At 64.8% G+C, this 21539-nt stretch carries 15 protein-coding genes and 1 pseudogene; 10 read left to right on the top strand and 6 right to left on the bottom strand.

Going from position 1 to position 21539, the window contains the following annotated elements:
- Positions 1-30: 30 nt before the first annotated feature.
- Positions 31-1434: a M48 family metalloprotease gene (locus tag JJC00_RS22025; RefSeq protein ID WP_200468043.1), complete on the bottom strand. Its 1404-nt coding sequence runs from the start codon at positions 1432-1434 to the stop codon at positions 31-33.
- A 189-nt stretch (positions 1435-1623) separates the two neighbouring features.
- Between JJC00_RS22025 and JJC00_RS22020 the strand changes: the two genes are divergently transcribed.
- From JJC00_RS22020 to JJC00_RS22010, 3 genes are all read left to right on the top strand, one after another.
- On the top strand, positions 1624-2811 hold the full coding sequence (locus JJC00_RS22020; RefSeq protein WP_200468042.1) for a pyridoxal phosphate-dependent aminotransferase: 1188 nt from the start codon (positions 1624-1626) through the stop codon (positions 2809-2811).
- 90 nt (positions 2812-2901) lie between these two features.
- A complete protein-coding gene (locus JJC00_RS22015; RefSeq protein WP_200474187.1) occupies positions 2902-3459 on the top strand; it encodes a biotin transporter BioY in 558 nt (185 codons plus the stop codon).
- A gap of 84 nt (positions 3460-3543) precedes the next feature.
- Positions 3544-4878, top strand: coding sequence for a dicarboxylate/amino acid:cation symporter (locus JJC00_RS22010; RefSeq protein ID WP_200468041.1), 1335 nt, complete (start codon positions 3544-3546; stop codon positions 4876-4878).
- 103 nt (positions 4879-4981) lie between these two features.
- On the opposite strand, the gene JJC00_RS22005 is transcribed toward JJC00_RS22010, so the two are convergent.
- Positions 4982-6214, bottom strand: coding sequence for an NAD(P)/FAD-dependent oxidoreductase (locus JJC00_RS22005; protein WP_200468040.1), 1233 nt, complete (start codon positions 6212-6214; stop codon positions 4982-4984).
- 16 nt (positions 6215-6230) lie between these two features.
- Positions 6231-6575, bottom strand: coding sequence for a hypothetical protein (locus JJC00_RS22000; protein ID WP_246773876.1), 345 nt, complete (start codon positions 6573-6575; stop codon positions 6231-6233).
- 55 nt (positions 6576-6630) lie between these two features.
- On the opposite strand from JJC00_RS22000, the pseudogene JJC00_RS21995 reads away from it, so the two are divergent.
- Positions 6631-6921, top strand: a pseudogene (locus JJC00_RS21995) (cupin domain-containing protein); the annotation flags it as partial.
- A 69-nt stretch (positions 6922-6990) separates the two neighbouring features.
- Here the strand turns inward: JJC00_RS21995 and JJC00_RS21990 are convergent.
- Positions 6991-10080 (bottom strand): Rne/Rng family ribonuclease, encoded by a 3090-nt coding sequence (locus JJC00_RS21990; RefSeq protein ID WP_200468039.1) that lies wholly within the window; start codon positions 10078-10080, stop codon positions 6991-6993.
- A gap of 704 nt (positions 10081-10784) precedes the next feature.
- Between JJC00_RS21990 and JJC00_RS21985 the strand changes: the two genes are divergently transcribed.
- The 6 genes from JJC00_RS21985 to JJC00_RS21960 all read left to right on the top strand — a co-directional run bounded on the left by JJC00_RS21985 (position 10785) and on the right by JJC00_RS21960 (position 19350).
- Complete coding sequence (locus tag JJC00_RS21985) at positions 10785-12083, top strand: N-acetylmuramoyl-L-alanine amidase (protein WP_200468038.1); 1299 nt, start codon at positions 10785-10787, stop codon at positions 12081-12083.
- A 231-nt stretch (positions 12084-12314) separates the two neighbouring features.
- Positions 12315-14822 carry a penicillin-binding protein 1A gene (locus tag JJC00_RS21980; RefSeq protein ID WP_200468037.1) on the top strand — a complete coding sequence of 836 codons (2508 nt, stop codon included), beginning with the start codon at positions 12315-12317 and terminating at the stop codon, positions 14820-14822.
- A 109-nt stretch (positions 14823-14931) separates the two neighbouring features.
- Positions 14932-16063 (top strand): peptide chain release factor 2 gene (gene prfB / locus JJC00_RS21975; RefSeq protein WP_200468036.1). Its coding sequence is split into 2 segments (ribosomal slippage): positions 14932-15000 and positions 15002-16063, totalling 1131 coding nucleotides; the frame shifts between segments, so codons are not numbered across the junction.
- A 1-nt stretch (position 16064) separates the two neighbouring features.
- The gene (locus tag JJC00_RS21970; RefSeq protein WP_200468035.1) at positions 16065-16946 is read left to right on the top strand and encodes an NAD(P)-dependent oxidoreductase; all 882 of its coding nucleotides are present in this window, start codon (positions 16065-16067) and stop codon (positions 16944-16946) included.
- Between the two features lie 14 nt (positions 16947-16960).
- Positions 16961-17836 carry a DMT family transporter gene (locus tag JJC00_RS21965; protein ID WP_200468034.1) on the top strand — a complete coding sequence of 292 codons (876 nt, stop codon included), beginning with the start codon at positions 16961-16963 and terminating at the stop codon, positions 17834-17836.
- A gap of 278 nt (positions 17837-18114) precedes the next feature.
- A complete protein-coding gene (locus tag JJC00_RS21960) occupies positions 18115-19350 on the top strand; it encodes an ABC transporter substrate-binding protein (protein ID WP_200468033.1) in 1236 nt (411 codons plus the stop codon).
- Positions 19351-19421: 71 nt separating this feature from the next.
- Here JJC00_RS21960 and JJC00_RS21955 read toward each other — a convergent pair whose 3' ends face one another.
- A complete protein-coding gene (locus JJC00_RS21955) occupies positions 19422-20801 on the bottom strand; it encodes a glycosyltransferase family 4 protein (protein WP_200468032.1) in 1380 nt (459 codons plus the stop codon).
- Complete coding sequence (locus JJC00_RS21950; protein WP_200468031.1) at positions 20798-21538, bottom strand: ABC transporter ATP-binding protein; 741 nt, start codon at positions 21536-21538, stop codon at positions 20798-20800. Before JJC00_RS21950 ends, JJC00_RS21955 begins: the two co-directional genes overlap by 4 nt.
- Between the last annotated feature and the right edge of the window lies 1 nt (position 21539).

Here is a 21539-nt window from a genome sequence, read left to right as displayed (position 1 = left end):
CCTCTTAAAGTGGCGGATGTCGTGATCAGGCTAGTTGCGCGGCGGTTTCGACGCCACGATGTCGTCGGCCTTGACCCATCCGGGCGTGCCGACGGCGAAACGGGTTTTCGCGCGCGTAGCGAGCTCGCGAGCGGTCTTGTTGTCGCCGCGCAAGTAAGCGGCCTGGGCGGAGGCGAGATCCGCCTCGGCATAGTCTCCCTTCCGGCCGTAGGCCATCGCGAGCTGCATGTAGCCGAGAGGGGCCTCAGGCTCGCGTGCCACGGCGGCCCGGAGAATCCGAATGGCGTCGTCCGTGTAGGCCTTATTATCGGTTCCAACCAGAGCCTGCCCAAGTAACATCTCGATGAGGGGCGCATTGTTCGAGAGGGCGACAGCCTTTCGCAGGGGGGCGATCGCGTCGGCCGGCTTGCCGCTCTCCAGCAGGGCCTGGCCGCGGACCTCGTAGAAGTACGGGTTGTTCGGCTGCACCGCGATCAGCGCGTCGATCTGGGTCAGCGCGCTGCGCAGATCGCCGTGCAGATAGGTGCTGATGGCGCGGGCATAGCGCGCCGGCATGCTGTCATTGGTCAGGGGATAGCGGCGATACACCAGCTCCGGCCGCTCCATGAAGGCGGAGATCTTGGCACGCACCATGTCGTGGCGGAGCTGCAGCGCGGGATCGTCCTTCTTGTCCCAATACGGGCTGGTGCTGGCGAATTCCTGGAGCGCCGCGACGCGCTCGGCGGGCATCGGGTGCGATTGCAGATAGGGATCGGCGCCGCGGGCCGCGAACAGGCCCTCGCTGGTGAAGCGCTTGAAGGTCTCGTACATGCCCTTCGGCGACTGCTGGGTCGCGGTCAGGAATTTCACGCCGGCGCGGTCGGCGTTCTCTTCTTGCTGGCGCTGGTAGGACAACAGCGAGCGACGGATCATCTCCTGCGGTCCGGCGATCGCAGCCGCGCCGGCATTGGCGAGCCCGTTATTGCCACTGCTGGAGCCGCGGCTCGCACCCGCGACGAGCGCGCCGGCGCCGAGCAGCATGGCGATGATCATCTGGGTCTGGGCATTGGCGAGCTGCTCGCGCAGCTTGGACAGATGGCCGCCGGCTAGATGCCCGGTCTCGTGCGCGAGCACGCCGATCAGCTGGTTCGGCGTCTCCGACTGCAGGATCGCGCCGAAATTGACGAAGATACGGCGACCATCGGCGACGAACGCGTTGAACGAGCCGTCGTTGATGATCACCATCTGGATGTTCTGCTTCTCCAGACCGGCAACCCGCAGGATCGGGCGGGTATATTCGCGCAACAGCTGCTCGGTTTCGGTGTCGCGCAGGACGGGCGGTCCGCGGCCTTCCTGCGCCTGTGTCGCCGGGACCGGCAGCAGCGCGATCGCAGCCGCCGTGACGAGAGCGGTGAGGGCGGAGGCCTTCTTGCGCAATGCGATCTGGAGCGACATCAAACGGTCTGGGTCAAACGGGCTTTGCAAGCGGATTTGGAATGCAGTTTTTGTGATTGGTTTTGGCGATTGGCGGCGGACCGGATACGCGATATGCCCTTATGAGCCGTATAATGCGGCTAGTCTGGGGCGCAAGCGCCCTGTTTTCCGGACCGAAGGACCGGTCCGCCAGCGAAATAGCAGAAATCGATGCACGATGCGACATTGAGGAACCGGGTGGGGCAGTGGCTCGAGCCTTCCCGCCGCAGTGATGTTCCCCCGTTCATGGTGATGGACGTGATGGCGGCTGCGGCCCGGATCGAGGCGGCCGGCGGCCACGTCATTCACATGGAGGTCGGCCAGCCAGCGGCCGGCGCGCCTAAGACCGCGATCGCGGCTGCCCATGCCGCGCTCGAAGCGGGGCGGATCGACTACACGTCGGCGCTCGGCATCCCCTCCTTGCGCGAGCGCATCGCGCGGCATTATCGCGATGCCTATGGCTGCACCATCAGCCCGGAGCGAATCGTGGTGACCACGGGTTCCTCCGGCGGGTTCATCCTCGCTTTCCTGTCGATGTTCGAGCCCGGCGATCGCGTCGCGGTGACGGTGCCGGGCTATCCGCCGTACCGTCACATCCTCACCGCGCTCGGCTGCGAGCCGGTGCTGATCGAGACCACCAACGAGACGCGTCACGCGCTGACCGGCGAGGCGCTGCTCGCCGCTCATCGCAAAGCGCCGCTGAAGGGCGTGCTGGTCGGCAGCCCCGCCAATCCGACGGGAACGATGATGTCCCGGGAAGCGCTTGCTGGGCTGATCGCGGCCTCCGAGGATGCGGGCATCCGCTTCATCTCCGACGAGATCTATCACGGGCTCGATTATGCCTTTCCGGCGGTGACGGCGGCGGCGCTGTCCGACCACGCACTCGTGATCAACTCGTTCTCGAAGTATTTTTGCATGACGGGCTGGCGCGTCGGCTGGATGGTCGTGCCCGACATCCTGGTGCGCCCGATCGAACGGCTGCAGCAGAACCTCTCGATCTCGGTGCCGTCATTGTCACAAATCGCGGCCGAAGCCGCCTTTGACGGCGCGGCGGAGATGGAGGAGATCAAGCACGGCTATCAGGAGAACCGGCGCATTTTGATCGAGGGATTGCCGAAGGCGGGCCTCAGCAAGTTTTTGCCGGCGGACGGCGCGTTCTATCTCTATGCCGACGTCTCGGACTTCACCTCGGACAGTTTCGACTTCGCCAAGCAGATGCTGGAGAAGGCCCACGTTGCGGCAACGCCGGGCGTCGATTTCGATCCGATCCATGGCCGTTCGTTCATCCGATTCTCCTATGCACGCTCGGCTGCGGAGATGCGGGAGGCAGTTGACCGGATCGCTCACTGGCTTAAATAGCCGCCAGTTTCGAACAGCCTTCCGGAGTGCATCTTGTCTGACCGAACCGTACAGTCCGCCGCCACGTCGCATTCTCCTCTTGCCGCAGTGATGTGGCCGATCCGACCGGGCGAGACCGTCGGCGCCTTGCGCGCTGTCGTCCTTGTGGCGCTCGGCTCGGCGCTGATGGCGTTGTCGGCCAAGGTGAATCTGCCGCTGCCTTACGTGCCCATGACGTTGCAGACCCTGGTCGTGCTGATGATCGGCGCGGCCTATGGCTGGCGCCTTGGCAGCGCAACCATGATCGCCTACCTCGCCGAAGGCGCGATGGGGCTGCCGGTGTTCGCCGGTCCGATCGGTGGAATTGCACCGCTGGTCGGCCCGACCGCCGGTTATCTCTACGGCTTCGTGCTGGCTGCCTTCGTCATTGGCTGGTTCGCCGAACGGGGCTGGGATCGCAACGTCGTGCTGCTGTTTGCGGCAATGGCGGTCGGCCATGTCGTTATTTTCATCGCCGGTTTCGGCTGGCTGGCCTACGGCATCGGCCTTGGCGCGACCAAGGCCTGGCTGGTTGGCGTCGCGCCGTTCATTGCGGCCTCGGTGGTCAAGAACGCGCTGGGCGCTGCGCTGATGCCGGCGGTACGGCGGATCGTCGACCGCCGCGTCTAGAACTCACCATACGGAATGGTTCCAATTGACAGGGCCGGCCAAGTTGATCTTGGCTGGCTCTAAATTTTGAGGGGGAGTGAAACAATGACAACGACAACGATGGCCGGCGCGCCGGCCGCACGGAGTGCGGCCAAGCCGTGGTATAAAATTCTCTACGTCCAGGTGCTGATCGCCATCGTGCTCGGCGCGATCGTCGGCTGGCTCTGGCCGACGGTTGCCACCAACGACTGGATCAAGGCGCTCGGCGACGGCTTCATCAAGCTGATCAAGATGGTGATCGCCCCGATCATCTTCTGCACCGTGGTCTCCGGCATCGCCCACATCCAGGACGCCAAGAAGGTCGGGCGCATCGGCGTCAAGGCGCTGGTCTATTTCGAGATCGTCTCCACCTTCGCGCTCGTCATCGGCCTCATCATCGGCAACGTCGTGAAGCCGGGTGCAGGCTTCGGCAGTGCGGCTGCGAATGCCAATGCGGTTGCCAACTTCGCCAAGCAGGCTGAGAGCCAGAGGAGCGTCGACTTCATCCTGCACATCATTCCCGACACCGTTGTCGGTGCCTTTGCGCAAGGCGAGATCCTGCAGGTGCTGCTGTTTTCGGTGCTGTTCGGCTTCGCCATCATGGGGCTCGGCGAGCGCGGCCACACCATCCGCAGCTTCATCGACGATGCCGCGCATGCGGTGTTCGGCGTCATCTCCATCGTGATGCGCGCGGCGCCGCTCGGTGCGTTCGGTGCGATGGCCTATACCATCGGCAAGTTCGGCACCGGCGCGATCCTCAATCTGATGGGCCTGATCGCGACGTTCTATTTGACCGCGGCGCTGTTCGTCTTCGTGGTGCTTGGCATCATCGCGCGCGTCGCCGGTTTCTCGATTTTCAAGTTCCTCGCCTACATCAAGGACGAGCTGCTGATCGTGCTCGGCACCTCGTCGTCGGAAAGCGCGCTGCCGTCCTTGATGGAGAAGCTGGAGCGGCTCGGCTGCTCGAAGTCGGTGGTTGGCCTCGTGGTGCCCACGGGTTATTCGTTCAACCTCGACGGCACCAACATCTACATGACGCTGGCGACCCTGTTCATCGCACAGGCGCTCGGCTTCGATCTCACCTTCGGCCAGCAGCTCACGATCCTCGTCGTGGCGATGCTGACCTCGAAGGGCGCCTCCGGCATCACCGGTGCGGGCTTCATCACGCTGGCGGCGACGCTCGCAGTGGTCGACCCGCGGCTCGTGCCGGGCATGGCGATCGTGCTCGGCATCGACAAGTTCATGAGCGAGTGCCGTGCGCTGACCAATCTCTGCGGCAACGGCGTGGCCTGCGTGATCGTCGCCTGGTGGGAAGGCGAGCTCGATCGGGACAAGCTCAACGCGCGGCTGAGCCAGCAGATCGATCCGACCGACATGGAAACCGCTGTAACGACGGACTGATCTGCAAGCTGCATCTCACGGCGCACTGCGCCGTCAGACTTTGAAGTAATAGGGCTGGTCGAGATCCTTGATCAGCCCTTTTTCTCGCCGCGAAAGCGGAGAGCTAGAACCGCTCCGGGCGGTACGGCGTCGGATCGATTGACGGCGTCTCGCCGTTCATCATCTCCGCGAGCAGGCGTCCTGTGGCGGGGCCGAGCGTAAAGCCCTGGTGACCGTGGCCGAAGTTCATCCAGAGGCCGGGGTGGCGCGGGGCGCGCCCGAGCACCGGCACCATGTCCGGCGTGCAGGGGCGGGTGCCGAACCATGGCTCCGGTTCGGCGCGCTTGCCGAGATCGATCAGCTCGCGCGCTGAGGCTTCGGCACTTGCGAGTTGCACCAGCGTTGCCAGTGCATCCGGCCCCGTCAGCTCCGCGCCGGTGGTGATGCGGATGCCCTTGGCCATCGGCCCCATGGCATAGCCGCGGCCCTTGTCGACCAGCGGCAAATCGAGCGAGGCGCCGCCGCTGTAATGCATGTGGTAGCCGCGCTTGCGCACCAGCGGGATGCGATAGCCGAACTTGTGCAGGAGATCCGGGGACCACGGTCCGAGCGTCACGACGGCATTGGCGGCATCGATGCGGCCATTGTCGGTGTCGACCGACCATCCGGTCGCGGTCTGCTGCAGCGATTGCGCATCGCCGAGCACGATGATGCCGCCGAGGCGCTCGAACAGATTGGCGTAGGCCGTGACCAGGGCGCCGGGATCGGACACGGTCCAGGTGTCGAGCCAATGGATCGCACCCGGGAGGTCGTCGCGCAAAATCGGCTCGGCCTTGGTCAGTTCGCTGCCCGAGAGCACGCGAAAATTCACCCCGAACTCGCGGCGGTCTTCCTCTGCCGTTTTGATCGCCAGATCGAACGAGGCGGGGTCGCGATGCAGCACACGGTAACCGGCGCGCCGAATCAGATTGTCGGCATGGGCCTCGCGGATCAGGATGTCGTGCTCGGGCGTCGCGTAGGCGATGAGCTGCGCCCACGCGGCGATTGCCTCGCGATGCCGCTTCGGCGCCGAGTGCCACCAATAGCGGAGCAGGGGCTCGACGTGGCGATGCAGAGAGGACAAGCTGTAGCGCACGTCGTTGGTGCGGCCGGTCGCGATCTTCACGAGCGAGGCGAGATCGCGCGGCATCGGATAGGGCCGCACCGCTTCCGCCTGGATCATCCCGGCATTGCCGTAGCTGGTCTCGCGGCCGGGCTCCCTGCGGTCGACCAGCGTGACGGTCCAGCCGCGCTGCCGCAGATGCAAGGCGGCACCGACGCCCACCATGCCGCCGCCGAGAATGATTGCGCTTCGCATCGGCAGAACTCTCCTGTCAGGCCGGCTTCGGCGCAAGCTTGGGCTGCGCCGTATTGATGGTCGTGGCGACCACGACCGACATCGCCGTCATGGCGACCAGGAATCCGAAGGCCGCGTCAAATGATCCGGTTCCCGCCACGATGAAGCCAATGACGGCCGGTGCGACGAAGCCTGCGCTCTGGCCACCGAGATTGACCATGCCGACTCCCGACCCGATCTGATCGTCGCGGAGCAGTTTGGTCGGGAGCGCAACCACCGCAGCTAGCACGAAGGATTTGAAGAAGTAGACCAGCGACTGATAGACGATCAGCACCGTGATCGTCTCCACCTTGTACATGGCGTAGAGGAAGATGCCGGTCAACGCCGAGCTGCTGATCAGGAGATATTTTTCGCGCTCGGCAAAGAACGTGGTGGGCTCGCTGGACGAATTCGGTCCGCTGCTGCGCCATGCCGACGAAGAGTATTTTCTGGTGACGAGCGGACGCGTCGCCGTTCACACCGAGTTCTACGCGCCGGAGATCCTTGGCGCGGGCGACGGCATCTATCTCGACAGCACCATGGGCCACGCCTACCTCAACGCCGGCGAGGGCCCGTCCGCCAAGGGCGTCTGTCTCTGCACCAGCGAGGCGCCCGATCTCTATGACCAGCTTCGCCAGATCGCATCGCGCGAGGCGACGCCGCTCGGTGACGACGAGCCACCGCCGTAACGCTCAGGCGAGGCTTGAAATGAAAAACGCCCGGCCAGGCCGGGCGTTTTTTTATTTGGATGTTTCGTTCTATTCGCCGCCGCCGAAACGGCGCGACCACCAGCCGGCGCGACGCGGCGCGGCCGGCGTCTCGTTTGCCGCTTCCGGCGCGGGCTCAGGCGCGGGCGGAGCAACCGGCTCCGGCGCTGCGGCCGCCGGCTCGCTCGGGCTGCTCGACAGGAAGCTCACCTTCTCGCGGACGGTGGAGCGGCGTCGTGCTGCCTTTTCGTCGGCTGCGGTTTCTTCCTCGACGACAGCAGCAGAAGGCGCGGGCTGGACCGGCGTTTCAACCGGTGCTGGCGCATAGGGCTCAGGCTGAGACATCTGCGGCGCAACCGGGGCGACGTGCTCCGAATGCGCAATCGACGGCGCCGTCTCGCTGCCGGCGCTGTCGAAATCGGCCACCGCGTCGGTTGCTTCCGACGGCGGATTGCCACCGAGCTCGTCGCCGATCGATCCGGCGAGACCTTCCTCGCCACCGCCGCGCCGACGGCGTCCGCCCCTGCGGCCACGCCGGCGGCGGCGCGCGTCTGCGCCCTGCTGTTCGCCACGGGCTGCCTGTTCCTCGCCTTCCTCGCCGTCCTGTTCGGACTCGGCGTCCTCTTCGCCTTCGCTGGCTGCCGCTACGGTCCCTTCAGGAGACGTTGGAGCGCCATCCTCGCGCGCCTCACCATCGCGCTGACCGCCGCGACCGCGACGACGCCGGCGGCGCTTGCGGCCGCGCTGGCCATCCTGCTCGGGCGCGGCATCGCCTGCGGCCTGTTCTTCGGTGAGACCTTCGGTTTCCTCGGTCTCGACCTCGGATTCCAGTTCGGAATCGAATTCCTCGTCGTCATAGGCTTCTTCAGCCAGCGGCGGCGGGCTTGCGGCTGCCTGCGCTGCGAGCAGCGCCTTGGCGGCTTCCAGCGTGTGCACCTGCTCGCCACGATCGATCACATAGGCCTGCGGTCCGCTGACGCTGGCATCAGCGATCACCGCCAGCGTGACCTTGAAGCCGTTTTCGAGATCGCGCAGATGGCCGCGCTTATGGTTCAGCACATAAAGCGCGACGTCGGTGCGGGTGCGGACCACGAGATTGTGGGTCGCGCCCTTCATCAGGATCTCTTCGAGGCCGCGCAGCAACTGCAGCGCCACCGAGGAGACCGAGCGGACGTGGCCGGTGCCGCCGCAATGCGGGCAGGGATCGGTGGAGGATTCCAGCACGCTGGCGCGGATGCGCTGGCGCGACATCTCGAGCAGGCCGAAATGCGAGATGCGGCCGACCTGGATGCGCGCGCGATCCTGGCGCAGGCAGTCGGACAACTTGCGCTCGACCGCGCGGTTGTTGCGCTTCTCGTCCATGTCGATGAAGTCGATGACGATCAGGCCGGCGAGGTCGCGCAGGCGGAGCTGGCGGGCGACCTCTTCGGCCGCCTCCAGATTGGTCTTGAGCGCGGTGTCCTCGATATGGTGCTCGCGTGTCGACCGTCCGGAGTTGACGTCGATCGAGACCAGCGCCTCGGTCTGGTTGATCACGATGTAGCCGCCGGAGCGTAGCTGGACGGTCGGCGAGAACATCGCATCCAGCTGGCTTTCGACACCCATCCGCGAGAACAGCGGCTGGCCGTCGCGATACTGCTTTACCGCACTGACATTGGCGGGCATCAGCATCTTCATGAAGTCGCGCGCTTCGCGGTAGCCGGATTCACCGGCGACTGAGATCTCGTCGATCTCCTTGTTGTAGAGGTCGCGCAGCGAGCGCTTGATCAGCGAGCCTTCCTCGTAGACCAGCGTCGGGGCCTGCGACTTCAGCGTCAGGTCGCGCACCGTCTCCCACATCCGGATCAGGTACTCGAAGTCGCGCTTGATCTCAGGCTTGGTGCGGGCGGCACCCGCGGTGCGCAGGATGATGCCCATGCCCTCGGGCACGTCGAGATCCTGCACCACTTCCTTCAGGCGCGAACGGTCCTGGGCGCTGGTGATCTTGCGGCTGATGCCGCCGCCACGGGCGGTGTTCGGCATCAACACGGCGTAGCGGCCGGCGAGCGAGAGGTAGGTCGTCAGCGCCGCGCCCTTGTTGCCGCGCTCTTCCTTGACCACCTGTACCAGCATCACCTGGCGGCGCTTGATGACTTCCTGGATCTTGTACTGGCGGCGCGGACGGAAGGTGCGCTCCGGCACTTCCTCCATCACATCGTCGCCGCCGACGGATTCGACGTGCTCCTCTTCGGCTTCCTCGCCGTCTTCATCGTCCTCGTCGTCTTCGTCGGCCCTCGCTTCCGCATCCTGATGCGAAGCTTCAGTGCTCTCACCGGCGGCATAGACGGCGTCGGCCGGCTCGGCAACGGAGGTCACGGCTTCGGCAAGAGCCTCGGCATGCGTTTCAGAAGCGGCGGCCTCTTGCGACTCGGCGACGGTCTCGGCCGCAACAGCGGGCTCGGCGCCGATCGCTGCGACGGGCGCGGGCGTCTCGTCGGCGTGATCATGGTCGTGATGATCGTGCTCGTGGTCATGACCATGATCGTCATGACCGTGAGTGTGATGATCCTCGTCATCATGGGCGTGCTCATGATCGTCATGCTCGTGATCATGATGATCGTGGTCGTGACCTTCGTGCTCGCCGTGATGCTCGGCATCGGCGTGCAGGTGCTCGCCCTCATGCGCAGTGCCGTCGGCATGCTCCGGCAGGGCCTGGCCCTCGACCGGCTGAGCGACCGGATCGGCGCCGGCGTCGAGGCCCTCGACGATGTCGCTGCGGACGCGCTCGCCATGACTGCGGCGGCGGGAGTTGCGGTGGCGCGAGCGCCGGCGGCCGTGAGAGCGGTTCTCGCTCTCTTCCTCGGCCTCGCGATGGGCCTGTTCTTCGGCCTCGATCAGCGCCTGCCGGTCGGCGACCGGGATCTGGTAGTAGTCGGGATGGATTTCGCTGAAGGCGAGGAAGCCGTGGCGGTTGCCACCATATTCAACGAAAGCGGCCTGGAGCGAGGGTTCGACCCTTGTGACCTTGGCGAGGTAGATATTCCCGCGCAGTTGCTTGCGTTGCGCGGTCTCGAAGTCAAACTCTTCGACACGATTGCCGCGGACCACGACGACCCGGGTCTCTTCCGGGTGGGTGGCATCGATCAACATCTTGTTGGGCATGTCTTAACTCTTGGCGGCGGCGGGCGCGATCGACCGTGGGCGCGAAGAGCGCTGCCGGGTGACGCGACGGTCCACCTGATTCGGGGGTGAGGGGAAGGCCGAAACGCCGTCTCTCGCGCCTTGCCGAATCGGAAGCTTCAGGACCGAAGCGGCGCGCGGGATTTTCACTCCGCAGCGTCGCGAATTGTCCTTCAGAATTCGTCGGCACAGTCTGGCGCATCAAGCGTCGGCCCGTATGAAACATTGGGCGGCGGGGCCGCCCCTAATCAGCTGCTGCTGGCCAGGCATGGCGCGTGAGCGCTCGCCTTGGGATATCGAACCGCCCCCTTGGGATTAAGGGACCGGGCAACTGGCCGCGTCGCTGTCAAAACCGTCCCGGAAACACTGTGGTAACCGGAAACCGTCCGCCGCCGGGGCTTGCCCCGTTCCACCTCGCTGCCGCGCACCGCGCTGGTCGTAGAAGGGAACGGAAAAACGCTGGAATTCCCAAACCTTGGGAGTTCCGGCGCTGCACCGGGAGGCTGAATGCGACACAACCGGAAATTATTGGCCGTCAGCAATCCGTACATACGAGGAATGGGCCATTGGTGCAAGGAGCGTCGCACGCCGGTCACAGTCTGAGAGTTTCGCATCTCCGTCATCAAGGATCGATTAACCCTGTGGTTCTATTGCGTTAAAGAGGGCTGCTCGGAGGCACGGATTCGGTGGCGAGCCGCACAAATCAACGGGTTTTGCTGGGGATTGCGCTTCTGTGCGCCGCGGCATTGCCGTGCGCCGATTCCTCGCGTCTGAGCGCGGCCGAGAGCCCATCGCAATCCTCTGTTGCGGCGGCGAATTTTCCGATTGCCACAGCCGCGCGGCTGGCCGGCGACGGCAAGCAGACCCGCTTCATTCTCGACCTCGACCAGACCGTCAGCTTCCGCGCCACGACTCTCGCCGACCCCTACCGGGTCGTGGTCGATGTTCCCCAGGTGAATTTTCAGCTGGCGCCGGGCTCCGGAGCCGGACGAGGGCTGGTCAAGGCCTTCCGCTACGGCCTGGTGATGCCCGGCGGCTCCCGAATCGTGTTCGACCTGACCGGGCCCGCCAACATCACCAATTCCTATGTGCTCGAGGCGGCCAACGGCCAGCCGGCCCGACTGGTGCTCGAGCTGGAGGAGGTCGACCGCGCGGCTTTCGTGCCGACGCCCGCCCCGGAGAATCGCCCCGAGCTGCGGCCGACGATCGCTGCCGCGCCGCCGGCGACAATTCCTGCCGCTCCTGACTCGGCGCAGCAGAAGCCAGGGGCGCCGGTCGATGGCCGTCCTGTCGTCGTGATCGATCCCGGCCATGGCGGCATCGACAACGGCACCCAGTCGAGCGGCGAGAGCGAGAAGAACCTGGTGCTCGCCTTTGGACTGGCGCTGCGCGACCGGCTGGAAAAGGCCGGCAAATACCGGGTGGTGATGACGCGGGACGACGACACCTTCATTCCGCTCAATGACCGGAGCAAGATCGCCCGCAATCTGAACGCCGCGCTATTCGTCTCGATTCACGCCGACGCGCTGCCGAAGGCCGAAGGCGATGCGCAGGGCGCCACCATCTACACGCTCTCGGACAAGGCCTCCGATGCCGAGGCCCAGCGCCTGGCCGATGCCGAAAACCGCGCCGATGCGATTGCTGGCTTCAATCTTGCGGAGGAGCCGACCGATGTCGCCGACATCCTGATCGACCTCACGCAGCGGGAAACACGCACCTTTTCAAACCGTTTTGCGCATTTGCTGATGGGCGAAATGAAGTCGACCGTGCGGATGCACAAGCACCCCCTGAAGTCGGCCGGTTTTCGGGTGCTGAAAGCCCCCGACGTGCCCTCCGTGCTGGTCGAGATCGGCTACGTCTCCAACAAGGGCGACCTCGAGCACCTCGTGTCCGAGGGCTGGCGGTCACGCGCGGTGGGCTCGATGGCCCAGGCGATCGACACGTTCCTGGCCAAGCGGATGGCGACGGCGGGGGCCGGCAATTAGGCAGGGAATGCCGGTTCCGATGTTAAGCCCTAGTTTGGCCACAGCGGACGCTTTATAAAAACGGCGCAGGGGGTTCCTGAATCGATGAGAATCCCGTTCGGCAAGCGTCTTTCGGTCCGGCATTGATGGTATTGAGTAGGCCGGTGAATTCGCGACGTGAGGATGGCGTCCGTTTGGGGCGCCTTGAGGCTGATCTTGGGCTGATCCAGGGATTAAACGGATAAACACATAATGCGCTTGCTTGTGCGGTTCATGGGCTTCCTGTTCGCCGCGGGAACGGTGATGTTCCTTGTCGGTGTCGGTGCCGTGGCAGGCCTGATCTGGCATTTCTCCAAGGACTTGCCCGATTACTCTCAGCTTCAGGATTACGAGCCGCCGGTGATGACCCGCGTGCACGCGGTCGACGGCTCGCTGCTCGGTGAGTACGCCAAGGAGCGGCGGCTGTACTTGCCGATCCAGGCGGTGCCGAAGCTCGTGATCAACGCGTTCCTCGCCGCCGAAGACAAGAATTTCTACGAGCACGGTGGCATCGACTACACCGGCATGGCGCGCGCCGGCCTGGTCTATCTCCAGAACTACGGCTCCAACCGCCGCCCGCAGGGTGCGTCGACCATCACCCAGCAGGTCGCCAAGAACTTCCTTCTGACCAACGAGGTCTCCTTCGCGCGCAAGATCAAGGAAGCCTTGCTCGCGATGCGCATCGAGAAGACCTATTCGAAGGACAAGATCCTCGAGCTCTATCTCAACGAAATCTATCTCGGTCTCGGCGCCTACGGCATCGCGGCGGCTTCGCTGGTCTATTTCGACAAGTCGGTGAACGAACTCACCGTGGCGGAAGCTTCCTACCTCGCGGCGCTGCCGAAAATGCCGGCGACGCTGCATCCGGTGCGTAACCGCGACCGCGCTATCGAACGCCGCAACTACGTGATTGACCGTCTCCAGGAGAACGGCTGGATCAAGCAGGCCGACGCCGAGAAGGCGCGCAAGGAGCCGCTGGCCGTCACCAACCGTTCCAACGGTGCCCACACCTTCGCCGGCGAATATTTTGCCGAGGAAGTCCGCCGCGACATTTTCGAGCGCTATGGCGAGAAGAAGCTGTATGAGGGCGGCCTCTCGGTGCGCACCACGCTCGATCCGAAGATCCAGGTCATGGCGCGCAAGACCATGGTCACCGGCCTCGTGAATTATGACGAGCAGCAGGGTTATCGCGGCGCCATCAGCAAGCTCGATATTTCGGGTGACTGGGGCGTGAAGCTCGCCGAGATCAAGTCGCTCTCCGACATCTCGCCGTGGCGCATGGCGGTGGTGCTGGAGACCAGCGACCAGTCCGCGCGCATCGGCTTCCAGCCGAACCGCGAACTCGGCGGCGCCGTCAGCAAGCAGCGGGAGACCGGTCTGATCACGCTCGACGGCGTCAAATGGGCGAAGGCGGCCCAGGGCGCTGCAAAGGGCAGGGCGGCGACGTCGGTGGCGCAGGTGCTGCAGCCCGGCGACGTGATCTATGCCGATCCGCTCTACAGCAAGGAGGGACAGCCGGTCGAAGGTCAGTACCGTCTGCGCCAGATCCCCGAAGTGTCGGGCGCGATGGTGGTGATGGACCCCTGGACCGGCCGCGTTCTCGCCATGGTCGGCGGCTTCTCGTTCGACCAGAGCCAGTTCAACCGCGCCACGCAGGCCTATCGGCAGCCGGGTTCGTCGTTCAAGCCGATCGTCTATTCGGCAGCGCTCGACAACGGGTACACGCCGTCGACCGTCGTGCTCGACGCGCCGATCGAAATCGACCAGGGCCAGGGCGCCGGCGTGTGGCGTCCGGAAAACTTTGATGCCGGCAAGTATATGGGGCCGATGACTTTGCGCAATGCGCTGAGGCTATCGCGCAACACGGTGACGGTACGGCTTGCGCAAGACATCGGCATGCCCCTGATCGGCGAATATGCGCGCCGCTTTGGCGTCTATGATGAATTGCCGAACTATCTCTCCTACGCGCTCGGTGCCGGCGAGACCACGGCGATGCGCATGGTCACGGCCTATTCGATGCTCGCCAATGGCGGCCGCCGGGTGAAGCCGACCCTGATCGACCGTATCCAGGACCGCTACGGCCACACCATCTTCAAGCATGACCAGCGCGAATGCCGCGGCTGCGACGCGCCCGGCGGCTGGAAGAACCAGACCGAGCCGCAGCTGATCGATCGCCGCGAGCAGGTGCTGGACTCCATGACGGCCTATCAGATCACCGAGCTGCTGGAAGGCGTGGTTCAGGCCGGTACCGCGACCGTCGTGAGGGAAGTCGGCAAGCCGATCGCCGGCAAGACCGGCACCACCAACGAGGCCAAGGACGCCTGGTTCGTCGGCTTCTCGCCCGATGTCGCGGTCGCCATCTATATGGGCTACGACAAGCCGCGCTCGCTCGGCAGAGGCAATGCCGCAACCGGCGGCCATCTCTCTGCCCCGATCGCTCGCGACTTCTTCAAGCTCGCGCTTGCCGACAAGCCCGCGGTCCCGTTCAAGGTGCCGGCCGGCATCAAGCTGGTTCGCGTCGTCGCCAAGACCGGCATGCGCGCTGGCCCCGGCGAGTCCGGTGGAACCATCCTCGAGGCCTTCAAGCCGGGCACGGCGCCGCCGGATAATTACTCGGTCATCGGGGTCGCCGACGCAGACGGGCGCGGCGGCATGCCGTCTTCGCAGCAGCAGCCGGATTCCGGCTTCCTCATGCGGCCGGGCACCGGCGGGCTGTGGTAGCGGATAACGCCTGATGCAGGCGAGGCGGGCGGTTGCGCTTTGGCGCCGCCGCCGTTACATCCGCGTTGCAAATCAAACGCGGAGCAATTCCGCGAGACCAGAGAACGACATGCGCGCCGAAATCGAACGGTTGGTAGAAGAGATCAAGCAGTCAGTCGGGCTGCTGAGGAGGCATCTTTGACGTCGAGAAATCGACGGCGCGCCTCGCTGAGCTGAACAAGCTCTCAGAAGATCCCAACCTCTGGAACGATCCCCAGAAAGCCCAGAAGCTGATGCAGGAGCGCACCTCGCTGGAGGATTCGCTCTCGGGCATCGGCAAGGTCGAGCAGGAGCTCGAAGACGATATCGGCATGATCGAGCTCGGCGAAGCCGAGGGCGACGCGGGTGTCGTGGCCGAAGCCGAAGCTGCGCTCAAGAACCTGAAGAAGGAAGTGGCGCGGCGCGAGCTCGAAGCGTTGCTGTCGGGCGAGGCCGATCGCTTCGATTCCTATCTCGAGGTCCATGCCGGCGCCGGCGGCACCGAGAGCCAGGACTGGGCGCAGATGCTGCTGCGCATGTACACACGCTGGGCTGAGACGCACGGCTTCAAGGTCGAGTTCCTCGAAGAGTCCGAGGGCGAAGAGGCCGGCATCAAATCCGCGACCATCCAGGTCTCCGGCCACAATGCCTATGGCTGGCTCAAGACCGAGGCCGGCGTGCACCGCCTGGTGCGGATATCGCCGTTCGATTCCAACGCGCGGCGGCACACATCGTTTTCGAGCGTGCAGGTTTTCCCGGTCATCGACGACAGCATCAAGATCGACATCAAGGATGCCGATGTCCGCGTCGACACCATGCGGTCGGGCGGTGCCGGCGGCCAGCACGTCAACAAGACCGAATCCGCGGTGCGGCTCACGCATATCCCTACCGGCGTCGCGGTGGTCTGCCAGGCCGGCCGCTCGCAGCACAAGAACCGGGCGCAGGCCTGGGACATGCTGCGCGCGCGCCTTTACGAGATCGAGCTGAAGAAGCGCGAGGAGAAGGCGGCCGCCGACCAGGCCGCCAAGACAGACATCGGCTGGGGCCACCAGATCCGCTCCTACGTGCTGCAGCCCTATCAGATGGTGAAGGATCTGCGCACGGGCGTGCAGACGTCCGACACGTCGGGCGTGCTCAACGGCGAACTCGACGACTTCATGGCCGCGACCCTGGCGCAGCGCGCCTTCGGCACCACCGGTGCCGACATCGAGGACGTGGACTAGCATGCCCCGTGTCGCCTTCATCGGGTTGGGTCGGATGGGCCATGGCATGGCCGGCCGCTATCTCGATGCCGGCTTTACGGTGACGCTGTGGAATCGCAGCAAGGCAAAGGCAGAAGACCTGATCCTGCGCGGCGCAAATTGGGCGACGTCGCCTGAGGATGCCGCGATCGATGCCGACGCCGTGGTGACCATGGTCGCCGACGACGAAGCCTCGCGCGCCGTCTGGCTCGGGCTCAACGGTGCGGCCAAGACGGCGAAGGCCGGCACCATCGCGATCGAGTGCTCGACCGTCTCCTATGATCATGCCCGCGAGATGGGCCGCGAGCTCAATGCGCGCGGCCTCATCTATATCGATTGCCCCGTGACGGGATTGCCGGATGCCGCGGCGGCCGGAAAACTGACGCTGCTCGCCGGAGCGGATGCGGCCGACCTCGAGCGGGCGCGGGCGTTCCTCGAACCGATCGGCTCGACCATCCGCCATTTCGGCGCGGTCGGCTCCGGCACGGTCTACAAGCTCATCAACAATCTCCTGGGCGCGATCCAGATCGCCGGCCTCGCCGAGGGCCTCGCGATCGCCGAGCAGGCCGGGCTCGACATGAAGCTGGTGCTGGAGTCGATCCAGGCGGGCGTCGCTGCCAGCCCGCAGGTGCAGCGTCACTCCAAGCGCATGGTCGCCCGCGATTTCAGTGGCGCGACGTTTACAGCGGCGCTGCGGCACAAGGATGCAACCTACGCGGTAAAACTCGCCGAGAGCCTGCTGGCCGACAAGCCGCTGGTGTCGCGCGCCGCGGTCGAGTCCTACGCGCAGGCGAAGGCCGCGATGCCCGACGACGACGAAGGCAAGATGATCGAGCTGGTGTCACGGCCGAAGAAGCCGTCTTAATAGGGCACTCTGATATGGGGCAGCCTCGCTCGGAACGCGGTCTCGGCATTGCCCTCGTTACCGCGGCGGCAATTGCCTGGAGCACCGCCCCGTTTTTCACGCGGCTGCTGCCGTTCGACCCCTGGACCATCCTGTTCTGGCGCGGCCTGTTCGGCGGCAGCCTGATCTCGGTGCTTCTCGTCCTGATGCAGGGGCCGGGCGCGCTGCGGCAATTGCTGGTGCCGGGGCGCGGCGGCTTGCTCGTGGCGTCATTGTCCGCGCTCGGCATGATCTCGTTCATCCCCGCGCTTCAGATGACTGATGTCATGAATGTCGCGGTGCTGATCGCGACCCAGCCGTTCGTCGCGGCGGCGCTGGCATGGCTGTGGCTTGGCGAAGCCGCGACATGGCGCACCCTGATCGCGAGTCTCGTTGCGTTTGCCGGCGTGGCTATCACCGTTGGCGGCGTCCGAGCAGGCGCCGATATCAGCGGTGTGGCGCTGAGCTGCCTGATGGTGCTCGCCATCTCGGCGATGACGGTCGTCGTTCGACGCCATCGCGAGACGTCGATGGTCGCGGCCGCCGCTCTGTCGAATTTCATCGGCAGCCTCGTCAGCCTGCCGTTCGCCCACGACGTCGCCCATGTCAGCGGCCATAACCTCGCGATCCTCGCAATGTTCGGCTGCCTCCAGGTCGCGCTCGGCCTGACCTTCTACATGCTCGGCTCGCGGCTGTTGCCGTCAGGGCAGGCCTCGCTGATCGCCACGCTGGAGACGCCGCTGATGGCGTTCTGGATCTGGGTCGGCTTTCGCGAAGTGCCGGCCGTGCATGCGCTCGTTGGCGGCGCGCTGGTGATCGGGGCGGTCGTAGCCGATATCGCCTGGGATGCCCGGTCACGCGAGCGGTCTTAAATTACGCCGGATCCGGAAATCGGTGGCAATCTTCATCGCGCCGGACTCTGCCTTGACCTACGGACTCGTCGCCGCTTGGGACGGCGACATTTCAACTGATGGCATCAACGGCGATGATGGCGGTCGTCGCCGGTGCGGTTGAGCAGCCGTGCCGCAGCGCGTCGGTTAAGTTCCTGAGCCAGCGTTTCACTCTGCGGAAAATCCTGCCGCTTGCCAGTCGCCGGCCGCCTTGCGACACTCTCCGCAAAACAAGACGATAAAACATAGGGGAGAGAACGATGCCGGGTCGTCGCAAAAGCCTTGCTGCCCTCGCCATGCTTGCTGCCGGAGTGCTCGTCACGACACCGGCCTTGGCACAAAAGAAATACGATCCCGGCGCCAGCGACACCGAGATCAAGATCGGCAACATCATGCCCTATAGCGGACCAGCGTCGTCCTACGGCGTGATCGGCAAGACCGAGGCCGCATTCTTCAAGATGATCAACGATCAAGGCGGCATCAACGGCCGCAAGGTCAACTTCATCAGTTATGACGACGCCTATTCACCGCCGAAGGCGATCGAGCAGGCGCGCAAGCTGGTCGAGAGCGACGAGGTGCTGTTGATCTTCCAGGCGCTCGGCACGCCCTCGAACTCCGCGATCATGAAATACATGAACGCCAAGAAGGTGCCGCAGCTATTTGTCGCCTCCGGCGGCACCAAGTTCGGGGACCCGAAGAACTTTCCGTGGACCATGGGCTTTCAGCCCAACTACCAGAGCGAGGGCCGGATCTACGCAAAGTACATCCGCGACAATTTCCCGAACGGCAAGATCGCGGTGTTCTGGCAGAACGACGATGCCGGCAAGGACCAGTTCAAGGGCCTGAAGGACGGACTCGGCGACAAGGCCAACATGATCATCGCCGACAAATCCTATGAGGTCAGCGATCCCTCGATCGACTCGCAGATCGTCGCGTTGCACGATTCCGGTGCCGACATCTTCTTCTCATGGGCCGCGCCGAAGGGTTCGGCGCAGGCCATCCGGAAGGTAGGCGAACTCGGCTGGAAGCCGAAATTCTTCCTGGCCAACACCGCAACCTCGGTCGCCTCGGTCCTGAAGCCTGCCGGCCTCGACTATTCCAAGGGTATCATCTCGACCATCTATCTGAAGGACCCGACCGATCCGACCTGGGACAAGGATCCGGCCATCGTCAAATGGCGCGAGTTCATGGACAAATATTACCCTGACGGCGACAAGGCCAATTCCAACAACGTCTACGGATACGTGCAGGCCGAGGCGATGGCGCAGGTTCTGAAGCAGTGCGGCGATAATCTCACGCGCGACAACGTCATGAAGCAGGCCGCAAGCCTGAAGAATTTCCACACCGACCTGATGCTGCCCGGCATCATGGTCAATACCTCAGCCGATGATTATTTTCCGATCGAGCAGATGCAATTGATGCGCTTCAACGGGCAGGCGTGGGAGCTGTTCGGCGACGTCATCACCGGCGAGGTCGGTCACGAACGCGGCCAGTAGTCAGGGGGCCGGCGGCCTTCGCCTTCAGCTTGCGGCAACGGCGATCGCACGTCGCGGATTCGGCGATCATGCTATTGTGCCGCGACGAGGCGTTCCGGGGCCAGGTATTGTCCGAGGAAATCGCGGGCCTGGGTCTGGTAGCCGAAACGCTCGGCAAGCTCGGAGCGGCGCGCCCGGATTCGGCCACGACACTCCTCCTGCCGCGCCATCACGCGGGTGACGGAGGCCACGATCGACTCGGTCGCGAACGGATCGAAATAATCGGCGAGCTCGCCCGCGACCTCGCGGAACACGGCGATGTCGGAGCAGAGCACCGGCGTGTTCGCAGCCAGCGCCTCGATGATCGGCACGCCAAAACCTTCGGCGAAACTCGGCATGATCAGCCCATGTGCCTCCGCGATCAGCGCAGCCTTCTCCTGCTCGTCGACATAGCCGGCGAAACGAACGTTTGGCGGAAGATTGCGCATCCGGTTGATCTGGCCGGCCAGGCCGATCACCACCAGATCGGCCTGGGGGATGTTGCGGAACGCGCGAATGACGGTCGCGACATTCTTGCGCGGCTCGTTCGAGACGATGACGACAAAGCTCGGCCGCCCCGGACGCCCCGACGGGGCTGGGAGGTGCAGGACATCCGGGGCGTCGAACCGGGTGCGGGGATACACGACCCGCGCCGGCAGGTGCGCAAATTGCGGTAACAGGTCCCTGAACCGCATCATGCTATAGTTTGAAACGAAGGCGAGCTCGTCGGCCTGACGCAGGCTGGTGAGTAGCCGTGACAGGAACAGCCGCGTGGCCACATCGCTCAGCTTGAGATCGGTGAGCGGCAGCAGATCGTGCACGACGCAGATCACCTTGGCATCCGGCCTGCGCCTCACCGTCACCCGTGTCGGCGTGTCGATGACGATGACGTCATAGTCGCGCGCGTCGATCCGCGGCGGCGGCAGCAGCAGGAAGGCCGAGGAGTCCTGATAGCTGTAGAATCCAGGCTCGAGCTGGAAGTCGCGGAACAGTTCGAGGTGGCGCAGATCCGGCGGGATGTATTCGAGCGCCGCGGTCCTGTTCTCGATCAGCCGCGCGTGCAGGCCGCGCAGGCCGACCGCACGCAGGAAGCAGGCGACATAGTCCCACGACACCGACATGGTGGCCTTGTGGCGGAGCCAGTCGAGCGTGCGCCGCAGGCCGCTGCGCGTCACCGGCTCGCTCATATTGATTTCGTCGAGGAACCGATAGAGCGCCAAAAGCTCGATATTGCGCGACTGCGTCGGGAACAGTTTGGTGCGGCGCTCGCGCCGGCGCAGCTTGCGGTAGCGCCGCGTGGTCTCGACCAGCAGGGTGAGGTCATGGCCCTCGGCGGCGAGCGAGCGCATCAATTCGCGGGTGAAATGGAAGATGCCGCGCTTGTGGTTGGGCTCGCCGAGCGCCTCGGAGACGACAAGGATGTTCTGCTTCATGCGCGTTTCTCGCGGAGCTCGAAGGAAAGGGGCGACGGCGGCTCGACCGTGACGGTCGAGGCGATGCGGCCGTGATCGAGATTGATGATGCTGGTGCAGGTGCGGCGCAACAGCGGCTGGTCGTGCGAGGCGATGATCACGATCGCGGCCTGCGAGACCAGGTTCTGCAGCCGCCGCTCGGCCTTCTCGGCAAAGTGCTCGTCGACCACGCTCAGCCATTCGTCGAGCAGGAGGATGTCGGCCGGAAAGGCGGTCGCGGTCGCAAACAGCACGCGCATCAGCATGCCCGAGGAGAACATCCGCAACGGCAGCCGCTGCATGCGCTCTTCGAGCTCGGTGAACGCCCAGATCTCGTCGATCACCGTGCGGGTCGGCTTGCGGCCGCTGATCCGCAGCAACAGGGCGATGTTGTCCTCGGCGATGAAGTCGAGATTCACACCGGCATTGAGGCCGAGCAGGGGCACGACATTGCCGCTGATCGCGACGCAGCCGCTGCTCGGCGGATAGACGCCTGCGATCAGCCGCAGCAGCGTCGACTTGCCGGAGCCGTTGGGACCGGCGAGCCCGATGCGCGCACCGGCTTCGGCTTCGATGGTGACGTTGTCGACAGCGCGGATGATCCGCATCTCGCCCTTTTCGCGGATGAGGTGGCCGAGCAGCCGCCGCTTCAGCGAGAAGTCGTAGGCGCCGTAGAGGGGATAATCGAGACAGACATTGCGCAGGGTGATCGAGGCCATC

The organism is Bradyrhizobium diazoefficiens (assembly GCF_016616885.1).
Lineage (GTDB): Bacteria > Pseudomonadota > Alphaproteobacteria > Rhizobiales > Xanthobacteraceae > Bradyrhizobium > Bradyrhizobium diazoefficiens_F.
Note: the sequence above shows the minus strand (reverse complement) of the source record. Positions and strands in the feature narration are given on the sequence as shown.

Bases quoted from the DNA above. Each gene is read 5' to 3' on its own strand.
- JJC00_RS21965 (WP_200468034.1), top strand. From the start codon at position 16,961: ATGGGGCAGCCTCGCTCGGAACGCGGTCTCGGCATTGCCCTCGTTACC.
- JJC00_RS21990 (WP_200468039.1), bottom strand. From the start codon at position 10,080: ATGCCCAACAAGATGTTGATCGATGCCACCCACCCGGAAGAGACCCGG.
- JJC00_RS21960 (WP_200468033.1), top strand. From the start codon at position 18,115: ATGCCGGGTCGTCGCAAAAGCCTTGCTGCCCTCGCCATGCTTGCTGCC.
- JJC00_RS21970 (WP_200468035.1), top strand. From the start codon at position 16,065: ATGCCCCGTGTCGCCTTCATCGGGTTGGGTCGGATGGGCCATGGCATG.
- JJC00_RS21980 (WP_200468037.1), top strand. From the start codon at position 12,315: ATGCGCTTGCTTGTGCGGTTCATGGGCTTCCTGTTCGCCGCGGGAACG.
- JJC00_RS22010 (WP_200468041.1), top strand. From the start codon at position 3,544: ATGACAACGACAACGATGGCCGGCGCGCCGGCCGCACGGAGTGCGGCC.
- JJC00_RS21955 (WP_200468032.1), bottom strand. From the start codon at position 20,801: ATGAAGCAGAACATCCTTGTCGTCTCCGAGGCGCTCGGCGAGCCCAAC.
- JJC00_RS22020 (WP_200468042.1), top strand. From the start codon at position 1,624: ATGCACGATGCGACATTGAGGAACCGGGTGGGGCAGTGGCTCGAGCCT.
- JJC00_RS22015 (WP_200474187.1), top strand. From the start codon at position 2,902: ATGTGGCCGATCCGACCGGGCGAGACCGTCGGCGCCTTGCGCGCTGTC.
- JJC00_RS21950 (WP_200468031.1), bottom strand. From the start codon at position 21,538: ATGGCCTCGATCACCCTGCGCAATGTCTGTCTCGATTATCCCCTCTAC.
- JJC00_RS22025 (WP_200468043.1), bottom strand. From the start codon at position 1,434: ATGTCGCTCCAGATCGCATTGCGCAAGAAGGCCTCCGCCCTCACCGCT.
- JJC00_RS22005 (WP_200468040.1), bottom strand. From the start codon at position 6,214: ATGCGAAGCGCAATCATTCTCGGCGGCGGCATGGTGGGCGTCGGTGCC.